11 protein-coding genes and 1 pseudogene are annotated in these 13,985 nt (G+C 63.5%); 8 read left to right on the top strand and 4 right to left on the bottom strand.

Going from position 1 to position 13,985, the window contains the following annotated elements; all coding sequences use genetic code 11:
• Positions 1 to 91: 91 nt before the first annotated feature.
• Together traA and V474_RS21260 are read left to right on the top strand one after the other, a co-directional pair.
• The gene (gene traA / locus V474_RS21255) at positions 92 to 3,226 is read left to right on the top strand and encodes a Ti-type conjugative transfer relaxase TraA (protein WP_015460623.1); all 3,135 of its coding nucleotides are present in this window, start codon (positions 92 to 94) and stop codon (positions 3,224 to 3,226) included.
• A 7-nt stretch (positions 3,227 to 3,233) separates the two neighbouring features.
• Positions 3,234 to 3,956 (top strand): DUF6118 family protein, encoded by a 723-nt coding sequence (locus V474_RS21260; protein ID WP_015460630.1) that lies wholly within the window; start codon positions 3,234 to 3,236, stop codon positions 3,954 to 3,956.
• 409 nt (positions 3,957 to 4,365) lie between these two features.
• Here V474_RS21260 and V474_RS21265 read toward each other — a convergent pair whose 3' ends face one another.
• Positions 4,366 to 5,130 carry an IS6-like element IS6100 family transposase gene (locus V474_RS21265; RefSeq protein ID WP_001389365.1) on the bottom strand — a complete coding sequence of 255 codons (765 nt, stop codon included), beginning with the start codon at positions 5,128 to 5,130 and terminating at the stop codon, positions 4,366 to 4,368.
• Between the two features lie 28 nt (positions 5,131 to 5,158).
• Between V474_RS21265 and V474_RS21270 the strand changes: the two genes are divergently transcribed.
• Both V474_RS21270 and V474_RS21275 read left to right on the top strand, forming a co-directional pair.
• Positions 5,159 to 7,870 carry a Tn3 family transposase gene (locus V474_RS21270; protein WP_082699941.1) on the top strand — a complete coding sequence of 904 codons (2,712 nt, stop codon included), beginning with the start codon at positions 5,159 to 5,161 and terminating at the stop codon, positions 7,868 to 7,870.
• Between the two features lie 57 nt (positions 7,871 to 7,927).
• Positions 7,928 to 8,398 (top strand): annotated as a pseudogene (locus tag V474_RS21275) (Tn3 family transposase); the annotation flags it as partial.
• A gap of 83 nt (positions 8,399 to 8,481) precedes the next feature.
• Here the strand turns inward: V474_RS21275 and mobQ are convergent.
• Positions 8,482 to 9,705 (bottom strand): MobQ family relaxase, encoded by a 1,224-nt coding sequence (gene mobQ / locus V474_RS21280; RefSeq protein ID WP_013044869.1) that lies wholly within the window; start codon positions 9,703 to 9,705, stop codon positions 8,482 to 8,484.
• A gap of 167 nt (positions 9,706 to 9,872) precedes the next feature.
• On the opposite strand from mobQ, the gene V474_RS21285 reads away from it, so the two are divergent.
• On the top strand, positions 9,873 to 10,148 hold the full coding sequence (locus V474_RS21285) for a hypothetical protein (protein ID WP_013044870.1): 276 nt from the start codon (positions 9,873 to 9,875) through the stop codon (positions 10,146 to 10,148).
• A complete protein-coding gene (locus tag V474_RS21290) occupies positions 10,141 to 10,581 on the top strand; it encodes a hypothetical protein (RefSeq protein ID WP_013044871.1) in 441 nt (146 codons plus the stop codon). Before V474_RS21285 ends, V474_RS21290 begins: the two co-directional genes overlap by 8 nt.
• Before the next feature lie 10 nt (positions 10,582 to 10,591).
• On the opposite strand, the gene V474_RS21295 is transcribed toward V474_RS21290, so the two are convergent.
• Both V474_RS21295 and V474_RS21300 read right to left on the bottom strand, forming a co-directional pair.
• Positions 10,592 to 10,996: a type II toxin-antitoxin system PemK/MazF family toxin gene (locus V474_RS21295; protein WP_236711374.1), complete on the bottom strand. Its 405-nt coding sequence runs from the start codon at positions 10,994 to 10,996 to the stop codon at positions 10,592 to 10,594.
• Positions 10,909 to 11,130, bottom strand: a complete 222-nt coding sequence (locus V474_RS21300) for an antitoxin MazE family protein (RefSeq protein WP_013044873.1) — start codon at positions 11,128 to 11,130, stop codon at positions 10,909 to 10,911. Before V474_RS21300 ends, V474_RS21295 begins: the two co-directional genes overlap by 88 nt.
• Positions 11,131 to 12,422: 1,292 nt before the next feature.
• Here V474_RS21300 and V474_RS25190 point away from each other — a divergent pair.
• Positions 12,423 to 12,815 (top strand): hypothetical protein, encoded by a 393-nt coding sequence (locus tag V474_RS25190; protein ID WP_013044867.1) that lies wholly within the window; start codon positions 12,423 to 12,425, stop codon positions 12,813 to 12,815.
• A 160-nt stretch (positions 12,816 to 12,975) separates the two neighbouring features.
• Entirely contained in the window at positions 12,976 to 13,746 is a 771-nt protein-coding gene (locus tag V474_RS21310) for an outer membrane beta-barrel protein (protein WP_037493360.1), read from the top strand.
• The last annotated feature ends 239 nt before the right edge of the window (positions 13,747 to 13,985 follow it).

Consider the following 13,985-nt stretch of genomic DNA (forward strand, 5'->3'; position numbering starts at 1 on the left):
GCGAAGTCAATCACGCGAACGGCAGAGAGTGTGAGTGCGCGCTTATACATCGTTGCCGACCTGCGCTAAGAAGGGCAGTATAGCGGCCGTTATGGCGATCTACCATTTCTCGGCCAAGGTCATCAGCCGCGCCAACGGATCGAGCGCCGTTGCCAGCGCGGCCTATCGTGCGGCGGAACGGCTGCACGATGACCGGCTAGGGCGCGACCATGATTTCTCAAACAAGGCCGGCGTCGTCCATTCGGAAATCTTGGCTCCCGAGGGTGCGCCGGAGCGTTTAAACGATCGCGCGACCTTGTGGAACGAGGTTGAGGCCGGCGAGAAGCGCAAGGACGCGCAGTTGGCGCGCGAGGTGGAGTTCTCGATTCCGCGCGAGCTGAACCAGCAACAGGGCATCCAGCTCGCCCGCGATTTTGTCGAAAAGCAGTTCGTCGAACGCGGCATGGTCGCGGACATGAATGTACATTGGGACATGGGCAAGGACGGGCAACCCAAGCCGCACGCGCATGTCATGCTGTCGATGCGCGAGGTTGGCCCGGAGGGCTTCGGCCAGAAGGTGCGCGAGTGGAACAGCACGGCGCTGTTGCAGGAATGGCGCGTGGCCTGGGCCGATCATGTCAACGAGCGGTTGGCCGAGCTGGATATAGACGCCCGCATAGATCACCGGACGTTGGAGGCGCAGGGCATCGACCTTGAACCCCAACACAAGATCGGGCCGGCGGCGTCGCGGATGCCCGAACAGGGGCTTGAGGCCGAGCGGGTCGAGGACCATGCCCGGATCGCGCGCGAGAACGGCGAGAAGATCATCGCCAGGCCGGAAATCGCATTGGACGCGATCGCCCGCCAACAGGCGACGTTCACCCGGCGCGACCTGGCGCAGTTCGCGTTCCGGCACAGCGACGGCAAGGATCAGTTCGACCAGGTGATGAGCGCGGTGCGATCCTCGCCCGAGCTGGTGGCGCTGGGGCGGGACGGGAAGGGCGAGGATCGGTTCACGTCGCGCGACATGATCGCGGCCGAGCAGCGGTTGGAACGCGCGGCCGAGGGGCTGGCGATCGACCGGGGGCATGGTGTCGCCGACGCCCATGTGACCCGCGCGCTGGCGTCGGCCGAGGGCAGGGGGCTTGACCTGTCGGCCGAGCAGCGCGGGGCGTTGGCGCATATCACCGGCGACAAGGGCCTTGCGTCGGTCGTCGGCTATGCCGGCAGCGGCAAGTCGGCGATGCTGGGGGTCGCGCGCGAGGCGTGGGAGGCGCAGGGCTATCAGGTGCGCGGCGCGGCCTTGTCGGGCATCGCGGCCGAGAATCTGGAAGGCGGGTCCGCCATCGCGTCGCGGACGATCGCGAGCATGGAATATCAATGGGAGCAGGGCCGCGAACTGCTAGGCCCGCGCGACGTGCTGGTGATAGACGAGGCCGGCATGATCGGCACGCGCCAGATGGAGTGCGTGCTGTCCCATGCCGAACAGGCGGGCGCGAAGGTCGTTCTTGTCGGCGACCCCGAGCAGTTGCAGGCGATCGAGGCCGGGGCGGCGTTCCGGGCCGTGACCGAGCGCCACGGTTGGGCCGAGATCACCGAGATACGCCGGCAGTGCGAGGACTGGCAGCGCGACGCGACCAAGGCGCTGGCGACGGGCCGGGCAGGCGAGGCGATCCATGCCTATGAGGCGCATGGCATGGTGCAGGCGGCCGAGACGCGTGAGCTGGCCCGCGCCGATCTTGTGGACCGCTGGGATGCCGAGCGCATCGCCGCGCCGGATCAGTCGCGGATCATCCTCACCCATACCAATGCCGAGGTGCGCGATTTGAACCTGGCCGCGCGCGATCGGCTGCGCGACGCCGGCGAGCTGGGGCCGGACGTGCGCGTGTCGGCCGAGCGCGGCGCGCGGGACTTCGCGACCGGCGACCGCATCATGTTCCTGAAAAACGAGCGCGGGCTAGGGGTGAGGAACGGCACGCTGGGGAAGGTCGAGCAGGTATCGCCGGAGCGCATGGCGGTGAAGCTGGACGATGGCCGATCGGTCGCGTTTGACCTGAAAGATTATGCCCATGTCGATCACGGCTATGCCGCCACCATCCATAAATCGCAGGGCGTGACGGTCGATCGCGCGCATGTGCTGGCGACCCCCGGCATGGACCGCCATTCGGCCTATGTGGCGTTGTCGCGGCACCGCGACGGGGTGCAGCTCCATTACGGCCGCGACGACTTCGGCGACGATCGCCGGCTTGTCCGCACGCTGTCGCGCGAGCGGGCGAAGGATATGGCGTCCGACTATGGCCGCGACCGGGATGCGGAGATTCGTGCTTTCGCCGACCGGCGCGGATTGTCGGGCGAGATCCGATTGCCGGAACGGGCGGAACGCTCGCCGGTGGAGATCCTTGGCCCGCGCGCGGGAACCATGCGCCAGATGGGCGAAGATCCACGCACGGTTCGCGATGCCGGCGACCGCGGCGCTGGCGCGGGACAAGCCGCGGCCGAGCGGCAACCGCGGCGAGGCATGTTCGACGGCTTCCGGCCTGCCCCGCAGCGCCCAGCGCCGGAATCGACGCCGGCAGGCGAGCGCGAGAAGGCGGCCCCCAAGCGCGGCATGTTCGACGGGCTGAAGCTGTCGGCCGCGCCGCTGAAGGGCGCGGAGCGCGCGCCGGTCCCTGCCGATCGCGGCCAGGGCCGCGACTATGCCCGCGCGGTCGAGCGGGCCTCGCGTTCGGCCGAGGCGGTGTTGCAGGCGCGGGCGTCGGGCGCTCCGGTCCTTGAGCATCAAAAGGTCGCGCTCGAGCGCACGACACAGGCGCTGGACCAGATCAGGCCGGGAGCCTCGCGTGACCTCGCATCGGCGATGCAGCGCGATCCCGCCTTGCTGCGCGAGGCGGCGGCGGGGCGCAGCGGCCCGATGATCGAGGCGATGGCCCAGGAGGCGCGCGTGCGGGCCGATCCGAACTTGCGCGCCGATCGGTTCGTGGAACGCTGGCAGGGCCTCAAACAGGAGCGCGACCGCCTCTATCGCGCCGGCGACATGGCGGGCCGGGAGCGCACGGGCAAGGAAATGGCGGGCATGGCGAAAAGCCTTGAGCGCGATCCCCAGGTGGAATTGGTCCTGCGTAATCGCACCCGCGAGCTGGGGCTTGAGATCGGCATGGGCCGGGGGCGCGGCATGAACAGCGGCGACCTTGGCCGCGAGCTGGCGCGGGATTTAGGGATAGGCATGGGGCGCGGAATGAGCCGGTAAGGAGAGGATGATGGACGAGGATAATTATCGCAACAACGGCAGGGCCGGCGACGATCCGCAGGCGGCGTTCGAGCAGTTGCGCGGCGAGGTGGCGCTGGTGCGCCTTGCGGTCGAGGGGTTAGCCCGCGCGCGCGAGTCCATCGAGATTCCCGATTATCAGCCGACGCTCGCCAACACCGAGAAGATATTGCTGGCGCTCACCCAGCGGGTCGATGTGATCGCGAAAAGCCCCGCGATGAAACTCACCCCGGAGACGATGGGAGAGCGTGTAAACGCTTCGGTGGCGAGTGCGACGGGCGAGCTGCACAACCTGGTGAACAGCACGCGATCGGACATGAGCGAGGCGGCGCGGGAATTGCGGGGGCTGATCGGAACGACGCGCGCGCGCTGGCAACAGGATCGGTGGCTGTTTTGGATCGGGTTGGGCGGCGTGGTGCTGGGGATATTGCTCTATGCGCTTCTCGCCGGCCTGATCGCGCGCGCCATGCCCGATAGCTGGCAGTTGCCGGAGCGCATGGCGACGCGGGCGCTTGCCGAACCGACGCTATGGGATGCCGGCACGCATCTGATGCAGCGCGCATCGCCGGCGAGCTGGGAGGGGATCGTCGCGGCCGCCAATCTGGCGCGGGACAATCGCGAGACGATCGAAGCGTGCGGCGCGGCTGCCGCCAAGGCGAAAAAGACGGTGCGCTGCACGATCGAGGTCAAGCCGGCGAACAATGACCGCTGATCGGCGCGCGCGGCCAAGCTCAGCGTCATGCCTTCGCCGATCGCGTAGCGGCCGAGCGCCATATCGCCGCCACCCTACGCCGGCGCGGCACTGCCGAGGGGCGTATCGGCGTGCCCTATCGGCCTATAGGGGCTAGGGGCGAATCACGGATTTCACCTGAATCCCGTCATGCCGTGGCGCAACTCCTGACGATCTCCGCCGCGCACGCTATTGCGCGGCCTCTCTGATCCCGCATAATGTCCGAAAAACACTGTCGGATTGTAAATGTGTCCGACAACATGGTTTTGGGGGTTTTCCGTCATGCTCGTTGGCTACATGCGCGTATCGTCAACCGATGATCGGCAATCGGTCGATCGGCTCTGTTGCAAAGATTGGCGGCAGTCAGAGGTAGGCTGTCGCTCTGCGCCGATCAGGCGGCTGCTGCGAAATGGTGGTTGAGCATGCCCATGGCCTCCGTCAGCGCCGAGGGCCCAATGCCAAAAGCTCTCTCCACAAGGCGCACCTCGCCCCTGATGCCGGGCTGCAGGCACCAGGGGCGAGCCTGTCCTTTGCGCAGGGCTCGCATGACTTCGAATCCCTTGATCGTGGCATAGGCCGTGGGGATCGATTTGAAACCGCGCACCGGCTTGATCAGTATCTTGAGCTTTCCGTGATCGGCCTCGATCACGTTATTGAGATACTTCACCTGCCGGTGGGCCGTCTCCCGGTCCAGCTTTCCTTCGCGCTTCAATTCGGTGATCGCTGCACCATAGCTCGGCGCTTTGTCGGTATTGAGCGTGGCAGGCTTTTCCCAGTGCTTCAGGCCTCGCAGGGCCTTGCCCAGGAACCGCTTCGCTGCCTTGGCGCTGCGGGTCGGCGACAGGTAGAAATCGATCGTGTCGCCCCGCTTGTCGACTGCCCGGTACAGGTAGGTCCACTTGCCCCGCACCTTGACGTAGGTTTCATCCAGGCGCCAGCTCGGATCAAAGCCACGCCGCCAGAACCAGCGCAGCCGCTTCTCCATCTCCGGGGCGTAGCACTGGACCCAGCGATAGATCGTCGTATGGTCGACCGAAATGCCGCGTTCCGCCAGCATTTCCTCAAGGTCGCGATAGCTGATCGGATAGCGACAATACCAGCGCACCGCCCACAGGATCACATCACCCTGGAAATGGCGCCACTTGAAATCCGTCATCGTTCCGTCCGTCCAATCTCCGCCAAGCATGCTCAAGCTTCACGATTTTTGCAACAGAGCCGCCCATCGGGACCAGACCCGTCGCGAACATCTCGTTGAAATCCGACGATCGCACGGGTTCAGGATTTTCGACCGCAAGGCTTTCCACGAAGTTGTCGCATTCTCGATCCCGATCGCACAGACCATCGTCCACCCCGGCCAGATGGCGGGGGTCATCGTTGACGAACTTCGGCGCCGGCAGATCCTCCTGCCTTCTTCATCGGTTCTCGAAGCGGTACTCCGGCGTGCTCGCCAGCAGGCCGAACAGCTTACCTATGAAGTGCTCACGAACGGCCTGCGGCCCGATACGCTGCAGGGGCTGGACGATCTGCTGGCCCGACGAACAGGGCAAGCCGCGACATGGCTATCCTGGCTGCGCAATGCACCACAGTCGCCGGCAGCGCGCAACATCCTACGCCTGATCGAACGGCTCACTCATATCCGCGCGCTGGATCTCGATCGCGCCCGTGCCGACATGATCCCGGCTTTGACTTTTGACAGGCTGGCGGACGAAGGCAGCCGGATCACACCCCAGCACCTTGGCGAACTCAATGCCCTGCGCCGCCATGCGACGCTGGCGGCGCAGGGCATCCGTCTTGAGGAAAGCCTGACCGATGCCACCCTGACGATGTTCGACAAGCTGTTGGGCAGCATGTCGCGTCGCGCCGAGAACCGGACCCGTGACAAAGCCCTCAAGACGGTGCGCGAGTTGCAAGGCCATCTCCGGACGCTCACAGGGTCTTGCCGCATTCTCATCGAAGCGCGCACCAACGGTGTGGACTCTCTGGCGCAGATCGAGGCGCTGGATTGGCAGCGCTTCGCCGTGGCGGTCGCGCGGGCCGAAGTACTCGGGCGACCGGAAACCGTCGATCGCACCGCTGAATTGATCGAGCGGCATCGCACGGTGAAGCTCTTTGCCGGTGCCTTTCTCAACACCTTCGAATTTCGCGGCGCCGGTGCGGTGCAGGGACTCCTGTCGGCGCTTACCATCATCGCGGAGCTATACCGGACCGGCAAACGGCGCTTGCCTGATCGCGTGCCGCTACGCTTTGTGCCGCCCGCATGGCGCCCGTTCGTCCTGCGGGATGGCATCGTTGATCGTGCCGCTTATGAACTATGCGCCTTGTCGCAACTACGCGAGCGGTTGCGAGCCGGGGATATATGGGTCGCGGGAAGCCGGCAGTTTCGCGATTTCGACAGCTATCTCATACCGCCGGCGACCTTTGCGGCGCTGCGCGAGAAGGGGCCGTTGCCGCTCGCCATCGAAACGGATTTCGAGCGCCATATCGAGGAACGGCGCACCAGGCTCGACACGGCGATCGAGCAGGTAACGGTCCTTGCACGGCAAGGGGAGCTGCCCCAGGTTAAGCTTGACGAAAACGGTCTCATCATCTCGCCGCTGAAGGCGGCAACACCGCCCGCCACCGAGATTGCCCGTCGCGCCGCCTATGATCGACTGCCGCGCGTGAAGATCACCGATCTTCTGCTGGAGGTCGATGCCTGGACCGGGTTCAGCGAATGCTTCATCCATCGTCGTTCGGGCCGGGAAGCCGACGATCGCAATGCGCTGCTCACGGTCATCCTCGCCGATGGCATCAATCTCGGCCTCACACGCATGGCGGAAACCTGCCGGGGCGCAAGTCTGCGTCAGCTCGCCCATCTTCACGACTGGCATATTAGCGAGGCCGCTTATGGCGAAGCGCTGGGAAGGCTGATCGACGCCCATCGCGCCATGCCACTCGCCGCGCTGTGGGGAGACGGCACCACTTCGTCGAGCGACGGACAGCAATTTCACGCTGGCGGTCGTGGGGCCGCGATCGGCGACATCAACGCACGCAGCGGCAACGAACCGGGCGTCGCCTTCTACACCCATGTCTCGGATCGATATGATCCCTTCGCGAGCAGGGTGATCGCGGCGACTGCCGGCGAAGCGCCTTATGTGCTGGATGGCTTGCTGTATCATCAGACCGGCCTGACGATTGAGGAGCACTACACCGATACAGGCGGGGCATCGGACCATGTGTTCGGCCTCATGCCCTTCTTCGGCTACCGCTTCGCGCCGCGCCTGCGCGACATCAAGGAGCGTCGTTTACACCTCCTTCCCGGCCAAGAATCCGGCCCCTTGCTTGCCGGCATGACGGCCGAACCGATCGCATTGGGTCATGTCGCGGCGCATTGGGACGAACTGCTGCGGTTCGCCACGTCGATCCGCACCGGCACCGTCACTGCTTCGGCAATGCTGCGCCGCTTGTCCGCCTATCCGCGACAGAACGGACTGGCCCTCGCACTACGCGAGCTGGGCCGCCTCGAACGCTCGATTTTCATGCTCGACTGGCTGCGCGACATCGACCTGCGCCGGCGCACCCAGGCGGGCCTCAACAAAGGCGAAGCCCGCAACGCGCTCGCCCGCGCGCTCTTCTTCAACCAGCTCGGCGAACTGCGCGATCGTCGGTTCGAGAACCAGACCTATCGCGCCTCCGGCCTCAACCTGCTCGTCGCCGCCATCATCTTGTGGAACACTCGCTATCTCGAAATGGCGCTGGCGGACATCGGCACAGCCGACGAAATCGCACGCCACATCGCGCCATTGGGCTGGGAGCATATCTCGCTGACCGGTGACTATAGCTGGAATGTTGAAGATCAACCCGATCCGGACGCCTTGCGACCGCTGCGCGCCGTCAACTCCCTACTTGCCGCGTGACGTTCACCATACGTTCGCGCTTAGCGTGCGGATGCGTCACTTTCGTGTAGTCACCCCATTTTGAAGAAGCTGTCCGCCTATCGTCAACAAAACAGTCTTGCTGCGGCACTTCGGGAGGTCGGACGGATCGAGCGCACACTGTTCACGCTGCGCTGGTTCGACGACACCGATCTGCGCCGGACGGTCACCGCCGAACTCAACAAGGGCGAGGCACGCAACAGCCTGGCCCGCGCTGTCGCCTTCCATCGGCTCGGGCGGTTTCGCGACCGTGGCCTGGAGAACCAGCAGACCCGCGCGGCAGCGCTCAACCTCGTCACGGCCGCCATCATTCTTTTCAACTGCCGCTATCTCGGTCGTGCCGTCGATGAACTGCGGCACCGCGGCACACCTGTCGATCCCGCCATGCTGTCCCGATTGTCGCCGCTGGGATGGGACCGCATCAATCTCACCGGCGATTATATCTGGTCCGAGAGCCTCGACCTCGATGCCGATGGCCTCATGCCGCTGCTCATCAAGCCGCTACCGTGAATCTGTGTCCGAATAATGTACAGAGGCCTATACGATCCGATCATATGCGACCGAATCATATATGATCGGATCGTATATCGCCGTCACAAGCTCATGCCCCGGTCGCGTTGCAGGATCAGCTCCCGCTCACCGATGAGCTGACCCACGGCGCGCGCCATTTTCGGTTCACGCTGGATCTGCTCGATATAAAGATCCTTGGTGTGCTGGTTGGCCCCGTTATAGGCGTCCACCGCCTTGCGGAGCGCTTCCGGGGTCGCCTTCCAGTCGCTGTTATGGTCGCCATAGCCATGCGCGCCCGCCTCGCGCTTCCCGGCGATGGTATTGAACTTCTCGGCCACCCGCTCGCGTTCCCGCACCTGCTGGCGCTCCTGCGCTTCCTGACGGGCGCGATCGGCGGCTAGACGCTCCTGCGCTTCGCGGGCGAGTTGCACCTCGGCCGCCTCGCGCCGATCGCGCTCGACCGCACCGCTCAAGCTGGCCGCAACATCGTGCAGCCTGCCCGCGATCCGCTGCCCCATGTCTCGCAGCCATTCCGTCCCGCGCTCGATATACTGGCGCAGGCCGGCCCGCTCGACGACGCCGGCGTTGTGCTGACCTACCGCCGTCACCGGCTCATAGGCCCGCCCTTCCCGCGCGGCCACCTGCTCGGCCCGCCGCTCCATCGCCGTCGCACTCGGCCCCATATGCACGGTGGGTTCCTGCTCGATCCCCTGCCGCTGGTGACTGCGATGGTCCACCCGGTCGGGGACGTTCGCCAGTTCCAGCGCCCGATTCTGCATCTCGGCCCATCGTTCCCGCCACCGCTCGACCTCGCCGCTCTGCTTCTGGTCCAGCTCGCGCGTCTTTTCCCCCAGCCCCTCAGGGCCAAGGCGGCGCGTCGTCGTCAACAGGTGGGCATGGTGATTGCGCTGGTCGCCCTCGCGACCAGGTGCATGGATCGACACGTCCACCGCCACCCCATGCCGCTCGCTGATTTCCCGCGCGAGGCCCAAGGCCAGCTCCCGGCGCTCGTCGGCCGACAGCTCGACGGGCAGCGCGATTTCATATTCCCGCGCCACGGTCGCGTTCTTGCGCGTCTCCGCCAGCTCGGCCGCGTTCCATAGCCGCTCGCGGTCGGCCGCCCACTCCGGCGCGTCGGTCGGCAACATCAGCTCGCTATGCTCGACGCCCTGCTTGCGGGTGTAATCGTGGACGAGGCCGGTGCGCTCGTCCGTGATTTCGACGCCCGCACGATAGGCTGCCGCCGCCGTCGCGCTGCGACCGGCGGAACGGCCTATCGCCTTCACCGCAAGATGGAAACTCGCCATCGCCGCGCCCTACCTTGCCATGCGGGAGCATGGCGCGGGCGATAGCCCGCTGGGGTGGAGGGGTATCCCCTCCCGCACGCAAACGCAAGTTTGCATAAGTGCGCCCTTCCTCTCTTTCGTTCAGTCGGGTCCGGTGCTATCAATATCACTCAGCGAAAGGATTGTGCATGGCCGCTCCGACGCCAGAGGCTATCGAAAACGCCCGCCGCAAGGTCGAACAGGCCAAGGCCCGGTTGCAGGCATTGGAAGCGCGCGCCGCCACCCTGAACCGCAAACAGGACGCCCGCCGCAAGATCATCCTCGGCGGCCTGCTCCTCGATGCCGCGATGAAAGACCCCGCATGGGAATCCCGCCTCAATGACCTGATGGGCCGGATCAGCCGCGATCAGGATCGCAAGGCGTTCGATGGCTGGACCTTCAAGGGCGGCCCCGCCGATGCCTGACCCGTTAGACCCCGCTGAGTTCGACGCCCCGCCCCCTGCCGATCCCGGCGCGGATTATCGCGTCCTGCTCGATGCGATGCGGCAGGCCGGGGCCGATGGGATCGCGCAGCAGTCGGCCGCGCTGGTCCAGCGGATCGAGCAGGACGCCCGCCAGCGCCTCGAATGGGGGCAACGGATGGGAACGGCGGTCGATGATCTCCAGCGCGTGGCGGGGCAGCTCCAGCGGGTCAGTGCCGGGATATGGTGGGACCGGCTGAAGGAATGGCTCTCGGCCGCCCTGATCGGGCTGGGCCTGATCTTCGCCGCGGCCCTCGCCTACCAGTGGGCGAAGGAACCCAAGATTGAACAGCGGCTATACGGCTGCACCGCACGATGGGACGCCAAAACAGGCAAGTGCAAAGGCGACTGGGTGCCGTTGCAGGCAAGGGAATGACCGACGCCCTTCAAATCAGCCCGACGACAAGGAGCAAGGCGCGGTCCACGGCCTTCATCCGCTCATCGTCAAGCCGCCCGAAAGGCTTGCTGATTTTCGAGCGGGGCAGGGTCGAGAGCTTGTCCACCATCACCTGCGAGAGCACACGCAACCCATTGGCGTTGTCCGGCTCGACGGTGATGCGAAAGGCAGCGTCGCGCACGGCGCTGGTGATCGGGCAGATCACGAGGCTTTCCAGCTCGGCCAAAAGATTCGACTGCACAATGAGGGCCGGGCGAGGCTTGCCGTAGTCACCTTGCAACGAAACCGCGACAATATCGCCTCGCTTCACTGCCAGCCCTCGACCTGCGCCGCCGCTTCCTCGACAAACCGCAGCGCGTCCAGCTCCGCCGGGTCGCCCTTCAACTTCAAGCATTGCTGGCGCACACGCTCCGCGAAGTCAGCCCCGCGCGTGTCGGGAACCCAGAATTGGACGGGCCGAAACCCCGCCGCACGCATCCGCTGGCGGTGCCGATCTACCTTGTCAGCCCTTTGCTTGATCGCGGCCATGTGAATCTCCATAGGTATCATGCTAAGTTACATGATACCTCTTTGACTGCTCCCCCGCAAGTTCCTTCACTCCGATTTGCCTCTGGCGTCCCGCAGGGGCGCCGCCGAGCCTTTGGATGGCACAAAAGCCACCCCCAAGCGCCTCCCTGCGTCCTACGGGCCGGAAATCGCCTCCTACACCCCCTGATAGCCCGTAGGAACTTTGCCGTAGGAACTGCCCTTTGCGGGAATATGCGACCGTATGAGCTGGGCGTCTCCAACCCATAACGCGCGCCGCGATTAGCGGCGCTCATTGTTCACTTTTTGTTCCTATCTAAAGGGGCTGCTTCGCCAGCGCTTAGGTCCGCGCTTGCACCCCCTTTAGATCATATAGAAGGGCGAGATTTTTTATTGCGTAATTTCAATGTGTTGGCGGGGGGGGGTAGCCAGTAGCTGATTGGCTAGGGGTAGCCAGTAGCTGATTGGCTAGGGTCTGTCGATTTTCACCAATTTATTGTCGATAATTGACGTTGATTTTTGATAATTTTCTGGCGATAATCGGACATAGATTGACTGCCCCTAGCCAATCTATGTCCGATTTCTCGACACTGGAGTCACACCCCTGTGACAGATACGCGCACCTTGCCCGCCACCAAGCCTCAGCCTAGCCGATGGGTCCAGACTGACCGTGCATCGCATGAGGCTTGGGCGCGCTTAAGCGCATCAAACCCCAAGGCTGGGGCCTTACTACATCTGCTTGCCGCTCGGGTCGGAGATAATAATGCTGTTGTAGTAAGTCACAAGACATTAGCAGAATTGCTAGGGGTTAGATCAATTACAACTATTAAGACAGCAATAACTGCACTTGTTTCTGGAAATTGGATTGAAGTCAGGCGGATTGGTGAAAACGGCACTGTCAACGCATATGTGTTGAACGATAGAGTTGTTTGGTCTGGACCACGTGAAGGGCTAAGATACAGCCTATTTTCTGCAACTGTCGTCGTCTCCGACAGCGAACAGCCGGACCGCGATACTTTGGGCAAGCAAGAACCACTACGCCGCCTTCCCCCGATAGGTGAGCGTCAGCTACCGCACGGCGACGGACTTCCCCCTCCTTCGCAACCGTTCCTAGATGGAATTGAGCCTGATCTGCCCGCCACCGAACAGCAGAACCTCGATCCGGCGATGCAAGAGGAACTATCCCAGCTCGTCATCGGCCTAGGAAACAGGCTCCGCGCGCCCGATGCCTCTCCCCCTGACGATGCAACCGATATATAGATACTATACAGGCCGACTTAACAGCGAGTGACATCATGGGTATCACCCTAAGAGAAGCATCCGAAAAGGTCGGTGTCACCCGCCAAACGCTCATGAAGGCGATCAAGACAGGCCGGGTTTCCGCCGAAAAATCCGATAACGGCGAATGGCGCATTGAACCTGTCGAGCTATTTCGTGTCTGGCCCCCTGTAAATGGGGTGCAGCAACCTTTACAGCCTAACATAACAGGCAGTGACACCCCCGGTTTACAGGCTGAAAACAGGCTGTTGCGGGAGCAGGTTGCCGAACTGCGTGAAGAACGGAACGCTTGGCGGGAGCAAGCCCAACGGCTCGCCCTCACCGATCAGCGCGCTGTCTCGCAGCCCAGCTCCCGCCCCGGCTTCTGGTCGCGCCTGTTCGGCCGCCAGGGCGACAGCCCTAGCGGATAGTGATGAATCCATTGAGAAAATTGTTGCGGTTTCGCAACATATTAGAAAAAACTCAGTTGACCTCAAAATATTTCTTGTATTTTTTAGTTTAGCAGTTACCCCCCCCCCGCTAGGGTCGCGAAAATTAGTCATGTTTCGTGTTTACTTAGGGGGTTTATTAATGAAGAAGATTATTACTTGCGCCGTTCTTGCGTCTGCCGCTCTTGCTACGCCTGCTTTCGCGCAGGATGAAGCCGACAAGGGTATGTATTTCCAACTTCGCACCGGCGTTGCTGACCTCAACAATCCCGATTTCGCCATCATCGACACATGGTCCGAGCCGAACAATCGCCTCGACACGAAGCTCAACACCAAGTCCGCTGCAACCTTTGGCGGTGAGCTGGGCTATGATTTCGGCGGCGTCCGCGTCGGCCTCGAACTGGCCTATCAGCGCAACAAGGTGAAGGGCATCACGCTCAAGAGCCTGAACGGCACCGCGATCACGGCCGAGGACCTCTCCGATGTTGTCGAAGGTCTTGGCGAACTCGACATTATCAGCGTCGATGATTTGGACGGCGTTGACATTAACGGCACCACGATCAGCGCGACCAACGGCTCCGTCGCTAAGCTGCGCCAGCTCGCCGTGATGGCGAATGTCACCTACGATATTCCGCTCGGCGGCAACACGTTCAAGCCCTATGTCGGCGTGGGCCTCGGCGCGGTCGGCTCACACCTCAAGGCGCTGGGCGAGGATGACGGCTCGGTTCGCTTCGCATGGCAGCTCCGCGCCGGTGCAGCCGTGAAGGTGACGAAGGGCATCGATCTGACCGCCGATTACACCTATCGTCAGACCGGCAGCGGCAAGCTGAACTTCGGGGACGAGGACGTGGAATATCGCCTCGGTAAAACCAAGGCTTCGCTGTTTCAGGTCGGTCTGCGCTTTACGCTCTGATCCGCGACCCTCTCAAATCGCGATAAGTGAGAAACCCTCCTGCTCTGCGGGAGGGTTTTTTCTTGGCTATACGGCCCCTGTGCATTATTCGGCCACAGATTCACGGTAGGCGAGCTTGAGGGACGTCGGCGCCAGCTTCTCTGCCAGGGATTGCGCTACGTAAGCCGTCGCGGCCACACAAAAAGGCCGGCACAACGGCCGGCCATAGTTTTAGGAGAGGATGCCTGAAAGGCATCCTC

Origin of the sequence: Novosphingobium barchaimii LL02 (assembly GCF_001046635.1) — a bacterium.
Lineage (GTDB): Bacteria > Pseudomonadota > Alphaproteobacteria > Sphingomonadales > Sphingomonadaceae > Novosphingobium > Novosphingobium barchaimii.